This window comes from Helicobacter jaachi, from assembly GCF_000763135.2.
In the GTDB taxonomy this organism is placed as follows: domain Bacteria; phylum Campylobacterota; class Campylobacteria; order Campylobacterales; family Helicobacteraceae; genus Helicobacter_C; species Helicobacter_C jaachi.
In genome coordinates this window covers 394,002-411,989 of the sequence record NZ_JRPR02000001.1, presented here as the reverse complement: position 1 = coordinate 411,989, position 17,988 = coordinate 394,002, and the positions used below count along the sequence as shown (strand labels likewise).

27 protein-coding genes and 1 pseudogene are annotated in these 17,988 nt (G+C 41.0%); all 28 read right to left on the bottom strand.

What is annotated here, in order from left to right:
• Positions 1–50: 50 nt before the first annotated feature.
• On the bottom strand, positions 51–269 hold the full coding sequence (gene infA, locus LS71_RS02075) for a translation initiation factor IF-1 (RefSeq protein WP_034353798.1): 219 nt from the start codon (positions 267–269) through the stop codon (positions 51–53).
• A 3-nt stretch (positions 270–272) separates the two neighbouring features.
• Positions 273–1,031: a type I methionyl aminopeptidase gene (map, locus tag LS71_RS02070; protein ID WP_034353801.1), complete on the bottom strand. Its 759-nt coding sequence runs from the start codon at positions 1,029–1,031 to the stop codon at positions 273–275.
• Positions 1,032–1,034: 3 nt separating this feature from the next.
• Entirely contained in the window at positions 1,035–2,282 is a 1,248-nt protein-coding gene (gene secY / locus LS71_RS02065; RefSeq protein ID WP_034353803.1) for a preprotein translocase subunit SecY, read from the bottom strand.
• Complete coding sequence (gene rplO / locus LS71_RS02060; protein ID WP_034353806.1) at positions 2,279–2,680, bottom strand: 50S ribosomal protein L15; 402 nt, start codon at positions 2,678–2,680, stop codon at positions 2,279–2,281. The genes secY and rplO overlap by 4 nt, the downstream gene beginning before the upstream one ends.
• A 10-nt stretch (positions 2,681–2,690) precedes the next feature.
• Positions 2,691–3,131, bottom strand: a complete 441-nt coding sequence (gene rpsE / locus LS71_RS02055) for a 30S ribosomal protein S5 (protein ID WP_002956261.1) — start codon at positions 3,129–3,131, stop codon at positions 2,691–2,693.
• A 10-nt stretch (positions 3,132–3,141) separates the two neighbouring features.
• Positions 3,142–3,498 carry a 50S ribosomal protein L18 gene (gene rplR / locus LS71_RS02050; protein WP_034353808.1) on the bottom strand — a complete coding sequence of 119 codons (357 nt, stop codon included), beginning with the start codon at positions 3,496–3,498 and terminating at the stop codon, positions 3,142–3,144.
• A gap of 16 nt (positions 3,499–3,514) precedes the next feature.
• Complete coding sequence (gene rplF, locus LS71_RS02045) at positions 3,515–4,051, bottom strand: 50S ribosomal protein L6 (protein ID WP_034353811.1); 537 nt, start codon at positions 4,049–4,051, stop codon at positions 3,515–3,517.
• Between the two features lie 9 nt (positions 4,052–4,060).
• Positions 4,061–4,456, bottom strand: a complete 396-nt coding sequence (rpsH, locus tag LS71_RS02040) for a 30S ribosomal protein S8 (protein ID WP_034353813.1) — start codon at positions 4,454–4,456, stop codon at positions 4,061–4,063.
• A gap of 9 nt (positions 4,457–4,465) precedes the next feature.
• The gene (locus LS71_RS02035) at positions 4,466–4,651 is read right to left on the bottom strand and encodes a type Z 30S ribosomal protein S14 (RefSeq protein WP_011115058.1); all 186 of its coding nucleotides are present in this window, start codon (positions 4,649–4,651) and stop codon (positions 4,466–4,468) included.
• 1 nt (position 4,652) lies between these two features.
• Entirely contained in the window at positions 4,653–5,198 is a 546-nt protein-coding gene (rplE, locus tag LS71_RS02030; protein WP_034353817.1) for a 50S ribosomal protein L5, read from the bottom strand.
• A complete protein-coding gene (gene rplX, locus LS71_RS02025; protein ID WP_034353820.1) occupies positions 5,198–5,434 on the bottom strand; it encodes a 50S ribosomal protein L24 in 237 nt (78 codons plus the stop codon). The genes rplE and rplX overlap by 1 nt, the downstream gene beginning before the upstream one ends.
• Complete coding sequence (gene rplN, locus LS71_RS02020) at positions 5,434–5,802, bottom strand: 50S ribosomal protein L14 (RefSeq protein WP_034353822.1); 369 nt, start codon at positions 5,800–5,802, stop codon at positions 5,434–5,436. Before rplN ends, rplX begins: the two co-directional genes overlap by 1 nt.
• Positions 5,799–6,065 (bottom strand): 30S ribosomal protein S17, encoded by a 267-nt coding sequence (gene rpsQ / locus LS71_RS02015; protein ID WP_034353825.1) that lies wholly within the window; start codon positions 6,063–6,065, stop codon positions 5,799–5,801. Before rpsQ ends, rplN begins: the two co-directional genes overlap by 4 nt.
• A gap of 2 nt (positions 6,066–6,067) precedes the next feature.
• Positions 6,068–6,256, bottom strand: a complete 189-nt coding sequence (rpmC, locus tag LS71_RS02010) for a 50S ribosomal protein L29 (protein ID WP_034353829.1) — start codon at positions 6,254–6,256, stop codon at positions 6,068–6,070.
• Entirely contained in the window at positions 6,243–6,668 is a 426-nt protein-coding gene (gene rplP / locus LS71_RS02005) for a 50S ribosomal protein L16 (protein WP_034353832.1), read from the bottom strand. The genes rpmC and rplP overlap by 14 nt, the downstream gene beginning before the upstream one ends.
• A 3-nt stretch (positions 6,669–6,671) precedes the next feature.
• Entirely contained in the window at positions 6,672–7,382 is a 711-nt protein-coding gene (gene rpsC / locus LS71_RS02000) for a 30S ribosomal protein S3 (RefSeq protein ID WP_034353835.1), read from the bottom strand.
• 230 nt (positions 7,383–7,612) lie between these two features.
• A pseudogene (gene rplV / locus LS71_RS09615) lies at positions 7,613–7,972 on the bottom strand (50S ribosomal protein L22); the annotation flags it as partial.
• A gap of 9 nt (positions 7,973–7,981) precedes the next feature.
• Positions 7,982–8,263 carry a 30S ribosomal protein S19 gene (rpsS, locus tag LS71_RS01990; protein ID WP_034353840.1) on the bottom strand — a complete coding sequence of 94 codons (282 nt, stop codon included), beginning with the start codon at positions 8,261–8,263 and terminating at the stop codon, positions 7,982–7,984.
• Positions 8,264–8,273: 10 nt separating this feature from the next.
• The gene (gene rplB / locus LS71_RS01985) at positions 8,274–9,101 is read right to left on the bottom strand and encodes a 50S ribosomal protein L2 (RefSeq protein ID WP_034353843.1); all 828 of its coding nucleotides are present in this window, start codon (positions 9,099–9,101) and stop codon (positions 8,274–8,276) included.
• A 10-nt stretch (positions 9,102–9,111) separates the two neighbouring features.
• Entirely contained in the window at positions 9,112–9,393 is a 282-nt protein-coding gene (locus LS71_RS01980; protein ID WP_034353847.1) for a 50S ribosomal protein L23, read from the bottom strand.
• Between the two features lies 1 nt (position 9,394).
• Positions 9,395–10,018, bottom strand: coding sequence for a 50S ribosomal protein L4 (gene rplD / locus LS71_RS01975; protein WP_034353850.1), 624 nt, complete (start codon positions 10,016–10,018; stop codon positions 9,395–9,397).
• A 9-nt stretch (positions 10,019–10,027) separates the two neighbouring features.
• On the bottom strand, positions 10,028–10,606 hold the full coding sequence (gene rplC / locus LS71_RS01970) for a 50S ribosomal protein L3 (RefSeq protein WP_034353852.1): 579 nt from the start codon (positions 10,604–10,606) through the stop codon (positions 10,028–10,030).
• Positions 10,607–10,627: 21 nt separating this feature from the next.
• On the bottom strand, positions 10,628–10,939 hold the full coding sequence (gene rpsJ / locus LS71_RS01965; RefSeq protein WP_034353855.1) for a 30S ribosomal protein S10: 312 nt from the start codon (positions 10,937–10,939) through the stop codon (positions 10,628–10,630).
• Positions 10,940–11,194: 255 nt separating this feature from the next.
• Positions 11,195–11,974 carry a beta-1,4-N-acetylgalactosaminyltransferase gene (locus LS71_RS01960; protein ID WP_238700268.1) on the bottom strand — a complete coding sequence of 260 codons (780 nt, stop codon included), beginning with the start codon at positions 11,972–11,974 and terminating at the stop codon, positions 11,195–11,197.
• Positions 11,964–12,284 carry a hypothetical protein gene (locus LS71_RS01955; protein WP_138109796.1) on the bottom strand — a complete coding sequence of 107 codons (321 nt, stop codon included), beginning with the start codon at positions 12,282–12,284 and terminating at the stop codon, positions 11,964–11,966. Before LS71_RS01955 ends, LS71_RS01960 begins: the two co-directional genes overlap by 11 nt.
• A gap of 52 nt (positions 12,285–12,336) precedes the next feature.
• Positions 12,337–15,828, bottom strand: a complete 3,492-nt coding sequence (locus LS71_RS01950; RefSeq protein ID WP_034356951.1) for an acyl-[ACP]--phospholipid O-acyltransferase — start codon at positions 15,826–15,828, stop codon at positions 12,337–12,339.
• 337 nt (positions 15,829–16,165) lie between these two features.
• Positions 16,166–17,014 carry a hypothetical protein gene (locus LS71_RS01945; protein WP_052058194.1) on the bottom strand — a complete coding sequence of 283 codons (849 nt, stop codon included), beginning with the start codon at positions 17,012–17,014 and terminating at the stop codon, positions 16,166–16,168.
• A 20-nt stretch (positions 17,015–17,034) separates the two neighbouring features.
• Entirely contained in the window at positions 17,035–17,901 is an 867-nt protein-coding gene (locus tag LS71_RS01940) for a hypothetical protein (RefSeq protein ID WP_034356679.1), read from the bottom strand.
• Between the last annotated feature and the right edge of the window lie 87 nt (positions 17,902–17,988).

Sequence of the window (17,988 nt, the reverse complement as noted above, 5' to 3'; positions counted from 1 at the left end):
AAAAATATTTAAAAACTACTTATGCAATGCCAAAAACACCGCTAAAAGAACTATTTGTGTCGATAAGTAATCCTCCCTTTATCCAAGCTATATGGCGTAAGCTCAATTTTCACCATATCGCCGGGTAAAATCTTAATATAGTGCATGCGCATTTTTCCTGCAATATGACACAGCACTACATGCCCATTTTCAAGCTGGACGCGAAAAGTCGCATTTGGCAAAGCCTCAATAACTTTGCCATCAACTTCAATCACATCATCTTTTGCCATTTTTTACACCTCCGTTAGAATCTCTGCCTTGCCATCAATAACAGCAATAGTATGCTCATAATGACTGCCATTTAGCCCATCTTTAGCCACCACAGACCATTTATCCTTAAGGATTACTGGCTCACCATCACTATGGGCAATCATAGGCTCAAGGCAAAACACCATTCCCTCTTTAATTTTTGGACCTTGCTTAGGATTAGCAGATTCTAAATAGTTTGGAATTTCTGGCTCCTCATGTGGTTGCCTCCCAATGCCATGCCCACAGAAGCCACGCAAAGGCACAAAGCCACGCTTGCAAATATTCTCCTCTAGCACCAAACTTAGCTCTTTAAAGCGCATACCCACTCGTATTTGCGAAATAGCCTCATATAAAGTATCTTTGGCACAAGCAATCAAATCTTTATCTGCCTTGCTTATTTCACCAATACCAATAGTAACAGCCCCATCACCATACCACCCATCATACTCAACGCCAATATCAATACCAAGCACATCGCCATTCTTAAGGCTATAATCCGTGGGAATGCCATGTATGATTACTTGATTGACAGAAGTGCAGATAGATTCTGGAAATCCATAAAGTTTATAAAATGCCGCGCGCCCACCCTGCGAGGTAATAAAATCTCTTGCCATTGCATTAAGCTCAAGCAAGCTCACACCCTCCTTAGCCTCATGAGATACAAGCTGCAAGGTTTGAGCGACAATTCTATTAGGAATACGCAAAGATTCTATATCTTTTTTACTCTTAATGTTAATTGCCATATGCTAGAGCCCAACGGCACTTAATGTTTGATATTTACTCATATAAACTTGAGCCTCAATGCGTCTCATTGTATCAATGGCAACCTGCACTACAATAAGCACCGCTGTCCCACCAAAGTAAAAAGGTATGCCTGTGAGTTTCACAAGTACCCAAGGTAGAGTTGATACAAGCGCAAGATAGAGCGCACCCCAAAATGTCAAATTGCTTGCAACATTATTAAGAAAATTCGATGTCCCCTCACCCGGTCGTAGCCCGGGGATAAAGCCACCCTGTCTTTTAAGATTATCGGCGATATCTTTTGCATTAAATACAATAGAAGCATAAAAATAAGCAAAGAAAATCACAAATAAAAACATCAATAAATTATAAATATACCCATCAGGCTTTAAAATATCCGCCACAGCTTGAATAACACTATTTGAAGAAGCCTGCAAAATAGTTGATGGAAAAACAAGCAGCGCAGAGGCAAAAATAGGCGGGATAACACCACTTAAATTCATTTTCACAGGGATATAATTCATAATGCGCTTGTTTTGATTTTGCATAACCACCTTACGCGCATAAGAAACGGGTATGCGCCGCTCTGCAAGCTCGATATAAATAATCACCCAAATGGTAACTGCAATGACCACAATAAGCCCTAAAAGCACAGCAACATTAATCTGCCCCGTATTGACAAGATTAAAAGTCTTGCCTATGCTTGAAGGAATAGCTGAAACAATCCCTCCAAAGATGATAAGACTAATTCCATTACCCACGCCGCGTTGAGTTATCTGCTCACCAATCCACATAAGCAACATCGTGCCAGTAAGCATAGAGAAAACAGATACCGCAATAAAAAGATTTAAATCAATCTTAATGGCATTGCCCATACTATTAAGTCCTATACTCACACTCACCGCCTGAATGATAGTAATCCCAATGGTTACATAGCGAATAATTTGCATATACTTTTGCATACCATCGCGCTCTTTTTTCATCTTTGCCAAATTAGGAAATGTAGCAGCAAGAAGCTCCATAATGATAGAAGCAGTAATATAGGGCATAATACCCAGAGAAATAATGCTAAATCGCTCCACAGCGTTACCACTAAACATATTAAATAAACCAAGCGCATTATTGGCATTATCATCAATAAATGATTTAATCACCCCAACATCCACGCCAGGCACAGTGATATAAGCCAAGATTCTATAAACAAATAAAAATGCAAGTGTAATGAGAATCTTATTTACAATGCTTCGTGTCATTCTTTACTTCCACTTGTCTTAATGCACTCATCTTTAATCTTTGATTTTAAAGTTCGCGCTTTCGTGCCAATAAGCTTTACGCTCACCGCATTTTTAGGAATACTAAAATGCTCGCGCAATACTGACATATCAATATGAGCTAGAGAATCAAAAACCTTTGACTTATCGACATTGATTACCACAGGTTTTTGCACATTAGAAGTAAATCCAACCTTTGGTAAGCGCCTCTGGAGCGGCTGCTGCCCACCTTCGAAACCTCTTTTTGCCTTATAGCCTGTTCTAGCAGTCTGTCCTTTGCCTCCACGAGTGGAAGTCTTGCCCATACCGCTACCTTGTCCGCGCCCTACTCGCTTAATATCTCTCGTGCTACCCTCTGCTGGCTTAATCTGCTCTAACATAAAAAACTCCTTAAGCTTTAATTCGCGCGAGCGCGTCGATAGTTGCGCGCACGACATTGTAGGGATTGTTTGAGCCAAGCGATTTTGTCAAAATATCCTTAATCCCCGCAAGTTCAATAACAGGGCGTGTAGAACCGCCTGCGATAACGCCTGTCCCCTCACTGGCTGGTTTTAACAAAATCTTACTTGCGTTATACTTATGCTCAATATCATGCGCAATGGTCGTGCCTTTGATATTTACTTTAATAATATTTTTAAACGCATCATCAATGGCTTTTTTAATCGCATCTGGCACTTCTTTAGCCTTGCCAAGCCCAAAACCAACAAGCCCATTCTTATTGCCCACAACCACAAGCGCGTTAAAGCGAAATCTACGCCCACCTTTAACAACCTTTGTAACTCTGCCAATATTCACCACCACTTCGCTAAATTCTTCTCTATTGATTTCCATAATATTCCCTTTATAACTTTATGCCATTTTCACGCAATGTATCAGCAAAAGCTGCTACAACTCCGTGGTAAAGGTATCCATTTCTATCAAAAACTGCTTCCGTAATGTTAGCTTTCTTAAGTGCGCTCACAAATTCTGTGGCAATTTGTTTAGCATGCTCTTTATTATTTCCTAAGCCTAACTTCCTACCATCTACGCTTGCAAGCGTTACACCCGCTGTGTCATCAATAGCCTGCGCGTAAAGATGCTTATTAGATTTAAACACACTTATCCTTGGCTTATTCGCCACGCCAAAAATTCTGCTCCTTGCACGCAACTTACGCTTTGCTCTTAGAATCTGCTTTTGTTTTAATACTTTATCTGTCATACTTCACGCCCTTACTCTATTTTTTAGAAGTTTTACCCGCTTTGCGAATAATAACTTCATCGCTATACTTAATTCCTTTACCCTTATAAGGCTCTGGCGGTCTAAACTCGCGAATTTCTGCGGCAATCTGCCCCACCTGCTGCTTATCAGTGCCTTTAATAGTGATAGTATTCTTATCAACGCTCATTTCAATCCCCGCAGGAATAGGATACACCACAGGGTGTGAAAAACCCAGAGCCATTTCGAGATTTTTCCCACTCACACTTGCCTTATATCCTACCCCATTAATCTCAAGCACTTTTGTGAAGCCTTGACTAAGCCCAACTACAACATTATTTGCCAAAGCTCGATATGTTCCCCAATATGCACGCGACTGGGCTTGAGAATCTATACTTTCAAAACTCAACAAACCGTCTTGCACATGCACCTTTACTCGCCCATGGGTTTCAAGCTCTTTTTGCTCTTTGGCTCCCTTGAATACAATCTTACTGCCCTGTATTGATACTTCAACGCCCTTAGGAATGCTAATAGGCTTTTTTCCAACTCTTGACATACTTCACTCCTACCATATACTACAAAGTGCCTCACCACCGACATTAGCCCGATAGGCTTCATCGTTGGCAATCACTCCTTTGCTCGTGCTCACTACTATCGTGCCATATCCATTTTTAAAGCGTTTCAGTTCACTTTTACCCTTATACACGCGGCGTCCGGGTTTGCTAATACGCTTAATCTCATTAATTGCGCTTTTACCATGCTCATCGTAAGCAAGCTGCACCATAATAGACTGCTTACCATCTTTATCATTTATCTTATAATCTTTAACAAAGCCTTTTGTCTTAAATACTTCTAAAATTGAAACAACTATTTTGGCATAATACAGCGTTGTAACCTCTAGTCGCCTCATTGAAGCATTACGAATTCTTGTGAGAGAATCTGCAATAATATCATTTACCATACTTTCTCCTTACCAACTTGCTTTACGAAGTCCGGGTATCAACCCCTCATTGCCCATTTTGCGCAGGCACACCCTACAGAGACCAAAATCCCTATACACAGAATGCGGTCGCCCACACACTTGACAGCGCGTATAAGCTCTAGCGCTAAATTTTGCCTTTCTCTTTGACTTTGCAATAATAGATTTTTTTGCCATTTTATCGTCCTTTCGCAAAAGGCATACCAAGCAGCTCAAGCAACTTAAACGCCTCTTTATCACTTTGAGTAGAAGTTACAAAAGTAATATTCATACCATGTGTTACCATAATGTCGTCATACACCACTTCAGGGAACATAAGCTGCTCATTTAAACCAAAGCTATAATTGCCGCGCCCATCAAAACCATTACGCTTTACACCCCTAAAGTCTTTCACGCGTGGCAATGCAATGACGATAAGCTTTTCCAAAAAGTTATACATCATCTTCCCTCGCAGCGTTACTTTCACGCCCATAGGCATACCCTCGCGCATCTTAAAGCCTGCTACAGATTTTTTTGCTATGGTAATCACTGCCTTTTGCCCCGCAATAAGCGAAATAGTATCAGCAATATTTTGCATAATCTTAGAATCTTTAGCATAATCACCAGCGCCCACGCTAATGATAATCTTCTCCAGCTTTGGTAGCAACATAGGATTGCTAATATTAAGCTCGGTTTTGAGCTGTGGGATAATCTCATTTTTATATCTATCTCGAAGAGCAAACATTAGCTATCTCCTTTTGCTTTTTTCACATTTGAAATACTCATAGGCATCTCTTTTGCCACAAAGCCGCCTTTGGGATTTTTCTCACTCACCTTAACCGCCTTTTTGCTCATCTTGCAGCCCTCAACAATCACTTGAGCGGACTTAGGCAATACTTGCAGCACTTTTGCTTCCTTGCCCTTATCATCACCCGCGATGACAATCACCATATCGCCTTTTTTAATCTTAAACTTTGCCACTATAACACCTCCGGGGCTAGGGATACGATTTTCATAAAATTTGCATAGCGCACTTCTCTGCTCACCGGTCCAAAAATTCTCGTACCAATAGGCTCTTTTTTAGAATCTAATATCACCGCTGCATTATCATCAAATCGAACTAAAGAGCCATTGTCGCGATGAATCTCTTTTTTTGTGCGCACAACAACAGCTTTGACAACCTGCCCTTTTTTCACCTTGCCATTTGGAATAGCCTTTTTCACAGATGCGACAATCACATCTCCAACATGCGCATATCTCCTATGACTTCCGCCTAGAATCTTAATGCACATAATCTCTTTTGCACCGCTATTATCTGCAACGCTTAAGCGTGTAAAACTCTGTATCATAGCTCTACTCCTGCGGTAATAATTTCTTTAAATGTAAAAGCCTTCGTTTTAGAAATAGGCTTACACTCTATCGCGCTCACCACATCACCAATTTTGGTGCTATGATTTTCATCGTGGATAGTATATTTTTTAAAGCGTTTAACAATCTTGCGATATTTGGCATGCACGACTTTACGCTCTACCAAAATCACTACACTCTTTTCCCCTGCCCTACTGACTACTTTTCCTTGTATTACTCTTTTGTGTGCCTGCTTTTGCTCCATTTCTAATCCTTCTTCGCGCTTAAGGCTGTGTTAATTCGTGCAATATCCTTACGGATTAATTTAATCTCGCTGGGATTAGTAATTTGCATGGTCCTTAGTTGCAATCTCTTTTCAAAAAGCAACGACTTTTTTTCCTTCAACATACTTTGCAATTCTGCAATATCCTTGTCTTTTAACTCAGTAAATTTCATTTTCACTCTCGCTGGTTATGATTTTAGTTTTAAAGGGAAGTTTGCTTTGGGCTAGTGCTAAAGCCTCTCTTGCTAAACTTTCATCAATGCCTGTCATTTCATAAATCATACGACCGGGCTTAATATTCATCACCCATTTTTCGACGCCCCCTTTACCTTTACCCATTCTTGTTTCAAGCGGTTTGGCTGTGAGAGGCTTATCTGGGAATACTCGTATCCACACCTTCCCTGCCCTTTTAATATGCCTTGTCATTGCAATACGCGCAGATTCTATCTGGCGAGAATCTATCCTGCCATGCTCAACAGCCTTAATGCCAATATCACCAAAGGCTAAAGCATTGCCACGAAAAGACTTTCCGCGGTTGCGTCCTTTCATTTGTTTTCTATATTTTGTTCGCTTTGGCATTAACATAATTTATTGCCTCCCTCTTCTTGTTCTTGTGCGAGCCTCTTTGTCTGCACCTTTGCCCTCATCTTTCTTTTCGGGCAATATACCCTTATGAAGGACTTCGCCTTTAAAAATCCATACCTTAACGCCAATGATTCCATAAGTCGTCATAGCTTCAGCAAAGCCATAATCAATCTTGGCGCGCAATGTATGCAAAGGCACACGCCCTTCCATATACCATTCTGTCCTTGCCATTTCAGCCCCTGCCAAACGCCCAGATACCTTGACTTTTATACCCTTTGCGCCTGCTTTCATAGCCGCTTGCATAACCTTTTTCATAGCGCGTCTAAATGCAACGCGTTTTTCAAGTTGTGTCGCAATATTTTCAGCTGCCAACTGCGCATTTGCCTGTGGGCGCTTTGCCTCTTTTATATTGATAAACACTTCTTTATGTAAAATAGCCTTCAATGCCTCTTTATGCTTATCAATATCCACACCTTTTTTACCAATAATTAACCCCGGACGAGAAGCGATAACAGTCACACGAATCTTATTTGCCGCACGCTCGATAACAATCTCACTCACGCCAGCATAATACATTTCGCGTTTTAAAAATTTGCGTATTTTATGGTCTTCTAAAATATTGGAAGGTGTTACTTGTGATACAGAAAACCATCTCGAAGACCAGTTACGATTGATACCTAATCTTAAACCTATTGGATTGACTTTTTGACCCATTGTTATTTTTCCTCACCTTCAGTTTTTTTCTTAGCTGCTGCCTTTTTTGTAGTCTCACTTTTTGCGGTTGTAGGCTTTGACTTGGGCGTTCTCTCACTTTGGCTGCTGACCTTTGGTTTTGGAGTTTTCGCCTTTGTCTCTTTAGTGCTAGATGCTTTGCTTGCTGGCTTTCTTTGCTGATTAGATTCTGTATTTTCTGCTTTTATTTGAGAATCTTTAGTGCTATTATCCTTTGTCTCCGTTGTTTTTTGAGGATTTTGTGCCTTTTTGACTTTTTTAGAATCTACTTCTACCAAAATATGTGCTGTTGGCTTACGAATGGGGGTAGCCCTACCTTTAGCACGAGGCATAAAACGCTTTAGCACAGGACCGGCATCTACACGACAAGAAGTGATAATAACATCTTGGGCATCATAGCCCCCATTTGCCACCGCAGAAGCTATTACTTTTGAAATAATGCGCGCTGCCTTATTTGGCGTAAATTCTAAACTTGCAATAGCAAGCTCTGCATTCATTCCCTGCACCTCTCTAGCGATAAGGCGCGCCTTTGTCGGAGATAATCGAATATATCGTAATAATGCTTTACTCATCTTAGCCCCTTACTTGCCAATTTTCTTTTGGACACTTCCTTTGTGTCCCTTAAAAGTGCGCGTAGGAGCAAACTCGCCAAGCTTATATCCCACATGATTTTCCGTGATATACACAGGCACAAACGCTCTACCATTATGCACATTAAAGGTAAGTCCTATCATATCAGGTAAAATCGTGCTTCGTCTTGACCAAGTTTTGATAGGCTTATTGTCCTTGCCCTCTTTTGCTTTCTCAACTTTTTTGATGAGATAATCATCAATGAATGGACCTTTTTTAATCGACCTTGCCATATTTCCTACCTTATTTTTTCTTTCTTGAGATAATCAATCTATCACTCGCTTTTTTCTTACGAGTTTTAAAGCCTTTTGCAGGAGTTCCCCATGGAGATACGGGGTGTCCGCTTGAGCCGGTTTTACCTTCACCACCGCCGTGGGGGTGGTCTACTGGGTTCATCGCACTACCTCGTGTTTGTGGGCGAATGCCACGATGACGATTGCGCCCTGCCTTACCAATGGAGATATTAGCATAATCCTCATTACCCACAACGCCAATAGTCGCCATACATTCCTCTAAAATATATCTCATCTCACCGCTTGGCATTCTAAGGATAATGTATTTGCCCTCGCGCCCCATAATCTGCGCGCTCGCACCCGCACTTCGGGCGAGTTGCCCGCCAGCTCCGGGATACATCTCAATATTATGCACAATCGTTCCAATAGGTATGCTTTTGAGCTTCATAGCAAAGCCTACTTTAATATCAAGCCCAGATTCTGCAGAAGAAATAATATCTCCCACTTTTAAGCCGCTAGGTTGAATAATGTAGCGCTTTTCACCATCAACATAATGCACAAGAGCTATGCGACAATTTCTATAAGGGTCATACTCAATAGTAGCAACCCTACCTTCAACATTAAATTTATTGCGCTTAAAGTCAATAATTCTATAAAGTTTTTTTGCTCCACCCTCTTTGTGACGGCTTGTAATACGCCCTCTATTATTCCGCCCCGCACTCACAGGCAATTTTACAAGTAGGCTCCTCACACTTGGCTTACTTGTAATGTCGCTTGAGCTTAGATTGCTCATAAACCTGCGGCTTGGGGTATAGGGCTTATAAGTTTTAACTGCCATATCCTACTCCTTATACAGATAGCGCGTCAAGTTTCGCGCCCTCTGGAACTTTTACATAAAATTTCTTAGATGAAGCTCTCTGCCCTATTTTGCCTCTAAATCGCTTTACTTTGCCCTCTTGTCGTAAAGAATTAATCCTAACAGGCGTAATTCCAAAATATTCTTTAAAAATCTCTTTAAGCTGATTCTTGCTCACATTTGCTGCTGTTTGCACGACCAAAACGCCGCTTTCTTTAAGTGCGAGAGATTTTTCTGTATAGAGGATTGATTTTATATCTGTAATATCTGCCATCTTACTCCCCCTTCTTTTCTGCAATAATTTCATCAAACACAGCCTTTTCAATCACAACAGAGCGAAATGCTGCCACCAAATACGCATTAAGCTCGTTTGCATCGGCTAAATAACACTCTTGCAGATTTCTAAAGGCTAAAAATGTTCGTTCATCGCTCATCTGTGTAACAAATAGCGTGCTGCGTTGTTTAAGTCCCTTAAACAGTGCATACGCATCTTTTGTCTTGCCACTTGGCATAGCAAGCGATTCTATAATGAATAATTTACCCTCTTGTGCCTTTTGATGAAGCGCACACTCAAGGGCTAAACGCTTTTGTTTTTTATTAATCTTAAGGCAATAATTCCTATCATTACCTGGACCATGTGAAACACCGCCGCCAACAAATACTGGAGAAGTAATGCTCCCTGCACGAGCGCGTCCGCCACCTTTTTGATTCCAAGGCTTTTTGCCCCCACCACTTACTTCACCGCGTTTTTTTGCTCGCGCAGTATTTGCTCGAAGCGATGCAAGATAAGATTTCACATACAAATACAAATTATGCTCCTTGATTTGTGCGTATCTCTCTGGCAACGCAATCTCACTGCTATGCTGGAGCTTTTTATCTAACAAAATTGCTTTACTCATATTGCTGCCTTACTTTATGATTTGTATTCTACCAAATGCGCCATTAAAGCCTGCCACAGAACCCTTAAGCACCAAAATAGCACTCTCTTTATCAAAAGAGATAACATCATTTTTTGCACTCACCAGCTCGTTGCCATAATGTCCTGCCATTTTCTTGCCCGGCTGCACTCGTCCCGGCCATTCGCGGTTACCGATAGAACCCACGCGCCTATGGAATCTACTCCCATGCGCGCCTGGACCACCTTGAAAATTCCACCGCTTCATCGCACCGCTAAAACCACGCCCCTTTGTTTTAAGCCTTACTTGCACGCGCTTTGCCTCATTAAGTGCGCTCATATCTAGCTCACCTACTTCTTTATTGCCAACTTTAAGTGTAGCAAAGCGGTTAAACTCTTTGCTTAGGCTATATTTTTTTTGCTGTCCAGCGATTGCTTTATTCATGGCTTTTCCACGCACATAAGCCACCAAAGCCTTCCCATTATCGTGCAGCTCGCACACCTTTGCCCCAAGCACACGCAGCAGCGTAACTGCCTCGCTCTTAGTGCCTATGGTGCGGCTCATACCAATTTTTTCAACTATAAATTCCATAACTCAAATCCTTAAACACTTCTATTTGCTCATAGACATTACTTCAACATCAACCTCTGGAGCCAAATCAAGCTTCATAAGGCTATCTACCGTATCGGGAGTAGCCGATATAATATCAATGATACGATGATGCACTCTAATTTCAAACTGCTCGCGAGAATCTTTATTAATATGTGGCGAGCGCAAAACAGTATATCGCTTCTTTTTGGTAGGAAGTGGCACGGGACCCCTTATTTCTGAACCTGTCCTCTTAACTGCTTCTATGATAGACGAAACTGACCTATCAAGAACCCTATGGTCATAAGCTTTAAGCCTAAGTCGTATTCTTTCCATAACTCTTATCCTCACTTAAAGAACACATCAACTTTGATGTTTTTAGCGCGCCATTATAATCAATTTTAAAAAATAAAGTCAAGAGTTTCGCCTATTTTTCGACATTTTTTATATTTTTAATATCCTTTTAAAAAGGATAAAAATATTTCCAATGACAGAGGTAGATTCTATAAAGTTTTACACATTGATATATAAAGATTATAGAATCTGGCCCCAAAATTCCGCTAGATTCTATCTTTTCAATCCACTGCGCTTTTAAGCCTTTTCAAACTCACTCACAAATCCCCTAAGCACACTATTATGCTCATCAAGCATTACAGAATCTACACGCACGCCCCTTTCATCGCTCTGCCAAGCAGAGAGTTCTATCCATTGTTTTTTCGCGCTCAAAGCCCTGCGAGAACACTTTTCGTAGGGAAAATGCCAAGAGGGCATTTCTGTGGATATTAAATGATTTGTATGCGGCACCAGCTGCTCATATTCAAGCCACTCAATAAATTTTAAACCAAAATTATTTACCAGCCAATGGTCGCCTTCAAATACACCTTTGCAAGCATTATCAATATAGATTCTATGATTTTCATACAAAAAATCTATACGCGAATGCAGCACCATATCCCACACTTTTTGCGCGAGATAAAAGCTCTTAAAAAGCTTGCCTGCCTCATAAATATGGTCAATATCAATTTTTACAAGCCACTGATGTTTGGGGATAACTTTAAGCACATATTCATAATATTTATAGAGCTTATTCTCCTCCCTTGCAGGATTATGAATATCCACATGGTAGGGATATTTCACGGGTATAAAGCTAGGAAAAGCCGCGCAAAACTCTAAAATTATTTCTTCGCTCCCATCATCACAATCATTGTAGCCTATCACACCCCTTTGCACAGCTGGCAAAATCGAATATAAACTGGCTCTAAGCGTGTTTGCTTCATTTTTTACGCGGATATAGCCCCACGGATTGCGCGGGCTAAAAATATCTTGAGCTTCTTTGTGGGCGCTAAAATATCCTGTATGTTTAATATGCAAATGTGCTTTTTGAGCAAGATTCTGTAATACTTCTAGCGCAATGGGGGGGGGGGGCAGAATGATTTTGCGCGCGCAAAATATGCAGTGGCGCGGGGTGTAAAATGGCTTTGTATGAGGGGAGAAAATCTAGTGGCGAGCGAGCCTTTATAGAATCTAAAACTGCTTGTGGCACATATTTATCCACATCTTGTAGCAATACCATTTGCTTGCCAAATCCTAGCTCACTCCGCAGCGCTAATCGCCATTTTTTGCGCGGCACAAAGCAACAAAGCACTTTTACTAAAAATCGCTTTATATAAAATTCAAACATTTACTCTCCTTAGATGGCACCAAAAAGATTCTATCATATTTGTGCATCTACACTATTGCGCACTTAGGAGACTTTGGGCTAAATCTTTTGCGCCCTTTAAATCCACCTTGCCCGAGCCAAGCAGTGGTATAGAATCTACGCGCAAAATTTTAGAGGGCTTAAAGAGTGCAGGAATTTGAGCTTGTTTGATACTAGATTCTAACTTTTGGCATTCACCCTCATCGCCGCTTACTAAAAGCACTACCATTTCGCCCTTTTTGCTATCCTCCACGCTCACAGCGCTATATTTTAGCCCCTCATCAATCTCGCTTTTTTTAATAATTTTAGCAATTTCCTCTTCAATGCCACCCAAGCTCACCATTTCGCCGCCAATTTTAGCAAATCGTGAATATCTATCCACAATATGTATAAAGCCATCAGCGTCTAAATGCCCCTTGTCACCGCTCTTATACCACCTAATGCCATCAATTTCTACAATGGCATCTTTGGTTTTTTGCTCATCATTGAGATAACCTAGCATGACTTGATGTCCGCCAATAAGAATTAAGCCATCTTCGCCCACAGGCAGCTCCTCTATAGTGTTTGGGTCAACTATCCTTATAGCACTTCCGGGCAGAGGCATACCTACACTGCCTTCTTTGCTTGCCTTATGCAGCTCCCAATTGGCTGAATCAAACTCACTAGGCAAATTCACACTTGCCACAGGGGTGGTTTCTGTCGCACCATAGCCCTCATAAATCTCTTTATTAAACTTCATCACAAAAGCTTCTTTGACATCTTTTTTAAGCTTTTCTGCTCCAGCTACCACTAGCCGCAAAGAATCAAACATCATCTTATCCACCTTAGGGCTGCGCGCGTAAATGCCTAAAAATGTCGAAGTCGCGCACATCACACTTACTTTATTTTTTGCTACCGCTTTTGCCACACCTAGCGCGTCTGTTGGGTCGGCGTGCGTTACACAAAGCATACCATCTATGAGCGGCATAAGGGTCGTTACGGTCAATCCAAAGGCATGGAATGGCGGCAAAGACGAGAGAATAGAATCTCCATTGCGCGCGTGGATTACATCTGAAATCTGCAAAATATTGCTCATAATGTTAAGATGAGAGAGCATAACACCCTTTGGCTTGCCCTCACTGCCGCTGCTAAAGAGAATTGCGGCTACATCTGTATTTTGCTGTGGCTTCACATACAGCCATTTAAGTATAAACGCAGGGTATAAAATCGCCTCCACCATAGCATAAACAAAGCCTAATTTATTGCTCTTCACACGCTCAATTAAATCTTCCATATAAAAGATATTCACACTATCAGGAATGGCTAGCTCCACGCCCTTATCTGTGAGCTTTTGCATAAATTGCTTTGAAGTATAAATGCTTTTAATCTCTGCAGATTCTATAGCAGCATTAATAGCCCGTGCGCCTGCGGTAAAATTAAGATTTACTACACTTTTTGCCGCTAGGAGCAAAGAGATATTGCAAAGCGCACTAGCCAAGCTAGCAGGTAAGATAATGCCTACATTTTTCTCCCGCGCTTGATGCTCAAATATTTTTGATAAAATAAATGTAAGGGCTAGCATTCTAGTATAGCTCATAGAGCCGCTTAGGCTATCTACAATCGCTATTTCACTATTCCACTTTTTTGCACTATCTATCCACGCCGCACCAATAGTTGGCAATGCCTCACATTGTGCTTTCCACGCACTAAAAGAAAGCTCAAAGACTTTTGCTTTGACACGCTCCGCACTTGAGTGAATATCAAGACACTCGCCAAAAGCAATAGTAATATTACGCTTTGCAAAGCTTTTGCGTCGCTCTTGAAATCCCTCATGACTGCGAGAAAACGCGCTCCCCCACAGCCCGCGAATATAAAAGGGCAAAATCACAGCTTGATTACTTTGGAGCTGCTTTGCTGCTAGCTCAAAGCCACCCTTAAAGGTATTTAAATGCCCATGTCGTGAGATAGCGCCCTCTGGAAAAAGACAAACCATATGCCCCTCTAAGAGTTTATTGGCAATAGATTCTAAAGCCTTTTTACTCCCTGCATTTGAAACAGGAATAACGCCAAACATATCTAAAAATATGCGGATATACCACCTATCATAATAGCTGCGCTCCATAACAAAATACACCTTTCGAGGTAGCGCTAACTGAATCATTGCCCAATCAATAAAAGAAATATGATTCCCAAGTAATAGCACACCGCCCTGCTCTGGCACATTTTCAAAGCCTTCAACATTAAGGCGATAGCGCTGAAAAAATGCAAGCGTTACAAGCATTCTAACAAGCGAAAAAGGCAAAAGTCGCACGACATAAATCGCGCCTACAAACGCCACAATCATGCAAAAATAAAATAAATAGCTGACATCAATATCCCACAAAGATGCCAAAGTGCCAATGCACAAAAAGCCTAGCATACCGACATTTTGCACAAAGTTATTGCCCGCTAGCACTTTACCTAGCTCGCCCTCTTTAGCGTGAAACTGAATGAGGGCATTAAGCGGAATAATAAAAAGTGCGCCGCCTAAACCAAATAAGAAAAACACTATCGCATAAGGCATAAGACTTGAGAAGCTTAAAAGCAGCAAACACATAAGGCACACAAGCGCAGCGCCCAAAGGGATAAGCCCTGTTTCAATATAATTTTTTGAGAATCTACCCGCAATAATTGAACCCACAATAATGCCAAGACCCGAACAGCCAATGACCATTTGCACCTTAAAAGTATTTAGCTCAAAAAATGTCGCCTTTGCATAAGTAGGAAAAGAGGCTAAAAGCAGTTGGGAAATAGACCAAAAGATAGTAATGCCCACCACCGCAAGCCAAATATTTTTATGCGAAGTAAGTATGCCTAGATTCTGTTTTAATAGCGTGCCTTTCATGTAGGCGTCTTTATCAAACACTTCTTGTGTGCTTTTTGTGAGTGTGGGAAGTCTGTAGCAAAAATACAGCTCACACACCGCGCACAGCACTAGCACAAATCCTAAAGGTGCGACACTTTGCAAAATCTCATCTTTTTGGGCTAAAAACCCTAAATTGCTACTAGCATATATCATTTCAAAAAATAATGAAAATACGCTCATTCCGGCTAAAATAGCCACAATCGCTGTTGCTTGCATCGCACCATTACCCCAAGCAAGCATATCTTTGCCTACTAAATCCTTAATAAAGCCATATTTTGCAGGCGAATAAATGGCTGATTGCATAGCCATAAGCAAAGTGGCTATAAATGCTAGCCAAAACCAGCCCATAAAGTAACAAAATGTGATAAGTAATGTAAGAGCCACACCAACCCATGCACACACACGCATAACGATATTTTTAGGATATTTATCTGCTAGAAATCCAGAGGGCGTAAAAAGCAGAATAAAAGGCAGTAAAATAAGTGCATTAACAATGCTAACAAGCAATGTCAAATCACTGCCATCATAGACTTTATACAATGTATTTTGAATGGTAATTTTATGCCCCAAATCCACAAAGGCATTAATAAAAGCCACAATAATAAAGGCGCTAAAGCCTTGAATTTTCCATAATTCTCGCATTTACACTCCTTAAAATCTTAAAAACAATTTGCTAGATTCTATAATTCCGCGCTGTTGCTTTTTTAACAAAAAGCCGCGCGCATCTTGCAAATGCAAGCAAAGCTCACATTTGCGCCTAAAGTATAAAGTTATAATCTGCTTACGCAGCTTATCAACTTATTTTTTAAGGCTAGATTCTATAATTTCTACGCTGTTGCTTGTGTGTCTATCAACTTCGTTTCTTTTCTTAATGCTAGATTCTATAATACTTTAGATTCCTATATATTGTAACACAGAATCTAAAATCCACTCATTTAAGAGTTTCTTGCATTGATGCTAAGATGACGCGCATACGGGCTTAAAAAATAAAGCTATATTGTAAGAAGATTCTATGCGTTGCATTTTGCGGCTCGTGAATGCCCACTGCATTGCCGCTATTTGTAGCTATGGTGCGCATAGTATCACCCTCGCCAATACGCCAATACTCATACACAATGCGCGCTTGTCTAAAGCCGCCATCTTGCGCCCTAAAGTTTGCACCTATAAATGCGCTCACGCCAAAGCCTTGCCTTTGTGTAGTAGAATAGTCATTTTCCACGCCATATTTACTCGCTGCGGAGAAGTGATTGCCAAAAATCAAATGCCGATAGCCTCCGCCATAATTTAGGCACACTTTTGGATTAAGCACTAATTCGCCCTCTATTTCAAGCGGCACATACAAATAGCCCTGCAATCTATCCATAGTAATAAATTCTGTGCGACTAAAATAATAGCCCACACCTGTTTGCACATAAAAGCTTGCCATTTGATTGGCGCGCAAAAAATTATAACCTGCCTTTAGCTCACTATCAGTGTTAAACGCTCCTGTTAGGCTCTGCACTCTTTGACCAAGTGAGCCATCATATCTATCAGGATTATCCACCTCTAGCACATGCCCTGTATAAACGCCCATCGCAAAATTTGTGCGCAAAGTCCCCTCTAGCTTAATTCCACTGCCATAAACCGCGCCAAGCTGCCCTGTAAGCCCAAAAAATAAGGTATCAAAGTGCATAAAATGCGCGCCATTATTGTCAAACTCACCATAGCGATAATAGCCCATCATATAGCCAAGCGATTTATACACGCCTTTTTTAAGTAAGCCTAGATTCTCATTAGCTAGGGCATTTGTAAGCATTAAACTTATGCAAATAAAAATAAATTTTCTCATAACATTATCCTTTATAGAATCTAAAATCCATAGCCTATGCGAATACCCGCCTGCGTGGTGTGGCTAGCAGGATAATATACATCTGTGCTTACATTAGGGAGGATAACCTGCTCTGTGGTGGTGGGCGCGGTGGTTATGCGCCCGGTACTTGATTGTCCCCAATGTGTGTAAGAAGCAATGATTTGGGCAAAAAAGTAAGCCTTATTGCTCACATAATAACGCGTGCCAAGTGCGAGGCTAATCCCATAGCCTTCAGTAATTTTAAGCCTTCTGCCCTCTAAGATATTATCTGTCTTTGGCACATTTACGCTTGCATTTAGTAAGGGACTAAAGGCGATAAAATACTCAAAATCAAGCTTTGGCTGAAGCGCGATTAGCCCACTTGCCTCGATATTTGCATAAAAGCTTGTAAGCTGCGGAAATGTAGGAGAGAGGCTAGATAGCGTGCTATTAGTTAGCATACGAATGCCAAGACTTAAAGCAAATGGCGTGTCATACTCCCTTCTTAGCACATCATAGCCTAGCCGCAGCGTTAAATCTATGTCAAGATTTGTCCCTCCGCGCGGGCGGTAGGTGGTGAGATTATTCATACCTACAAGATGATAAGCGTGATTAATATTTGATGGCGAACTCCCCACACTCGCGTTTGAGCCATAAAAGATATGATTAGAGAATATATTCTTGCCCTCATAATAAAACGCTACCGCAGGGCCGGAGCTATTTGCACTCACAGCCAAATGAGTAGCATGCGTATAAGAGAGTATATTTATGCCTACTTTTGTGTCAAGCTCATTTTTTTCAGCACGGCTCAAAAAGCCTTCCGCATGGGTAAATTGCCATAAACCAAATACCCATAAATAAAGCAAGTTGCGTATAAATCTTTTCATAATGTCTCCTTATATTCCACACCACTAGTATAGAATCTAAATGCCAGATTCTATAAATTCTATGTGGCTGCATGCTACAGGGGCTTT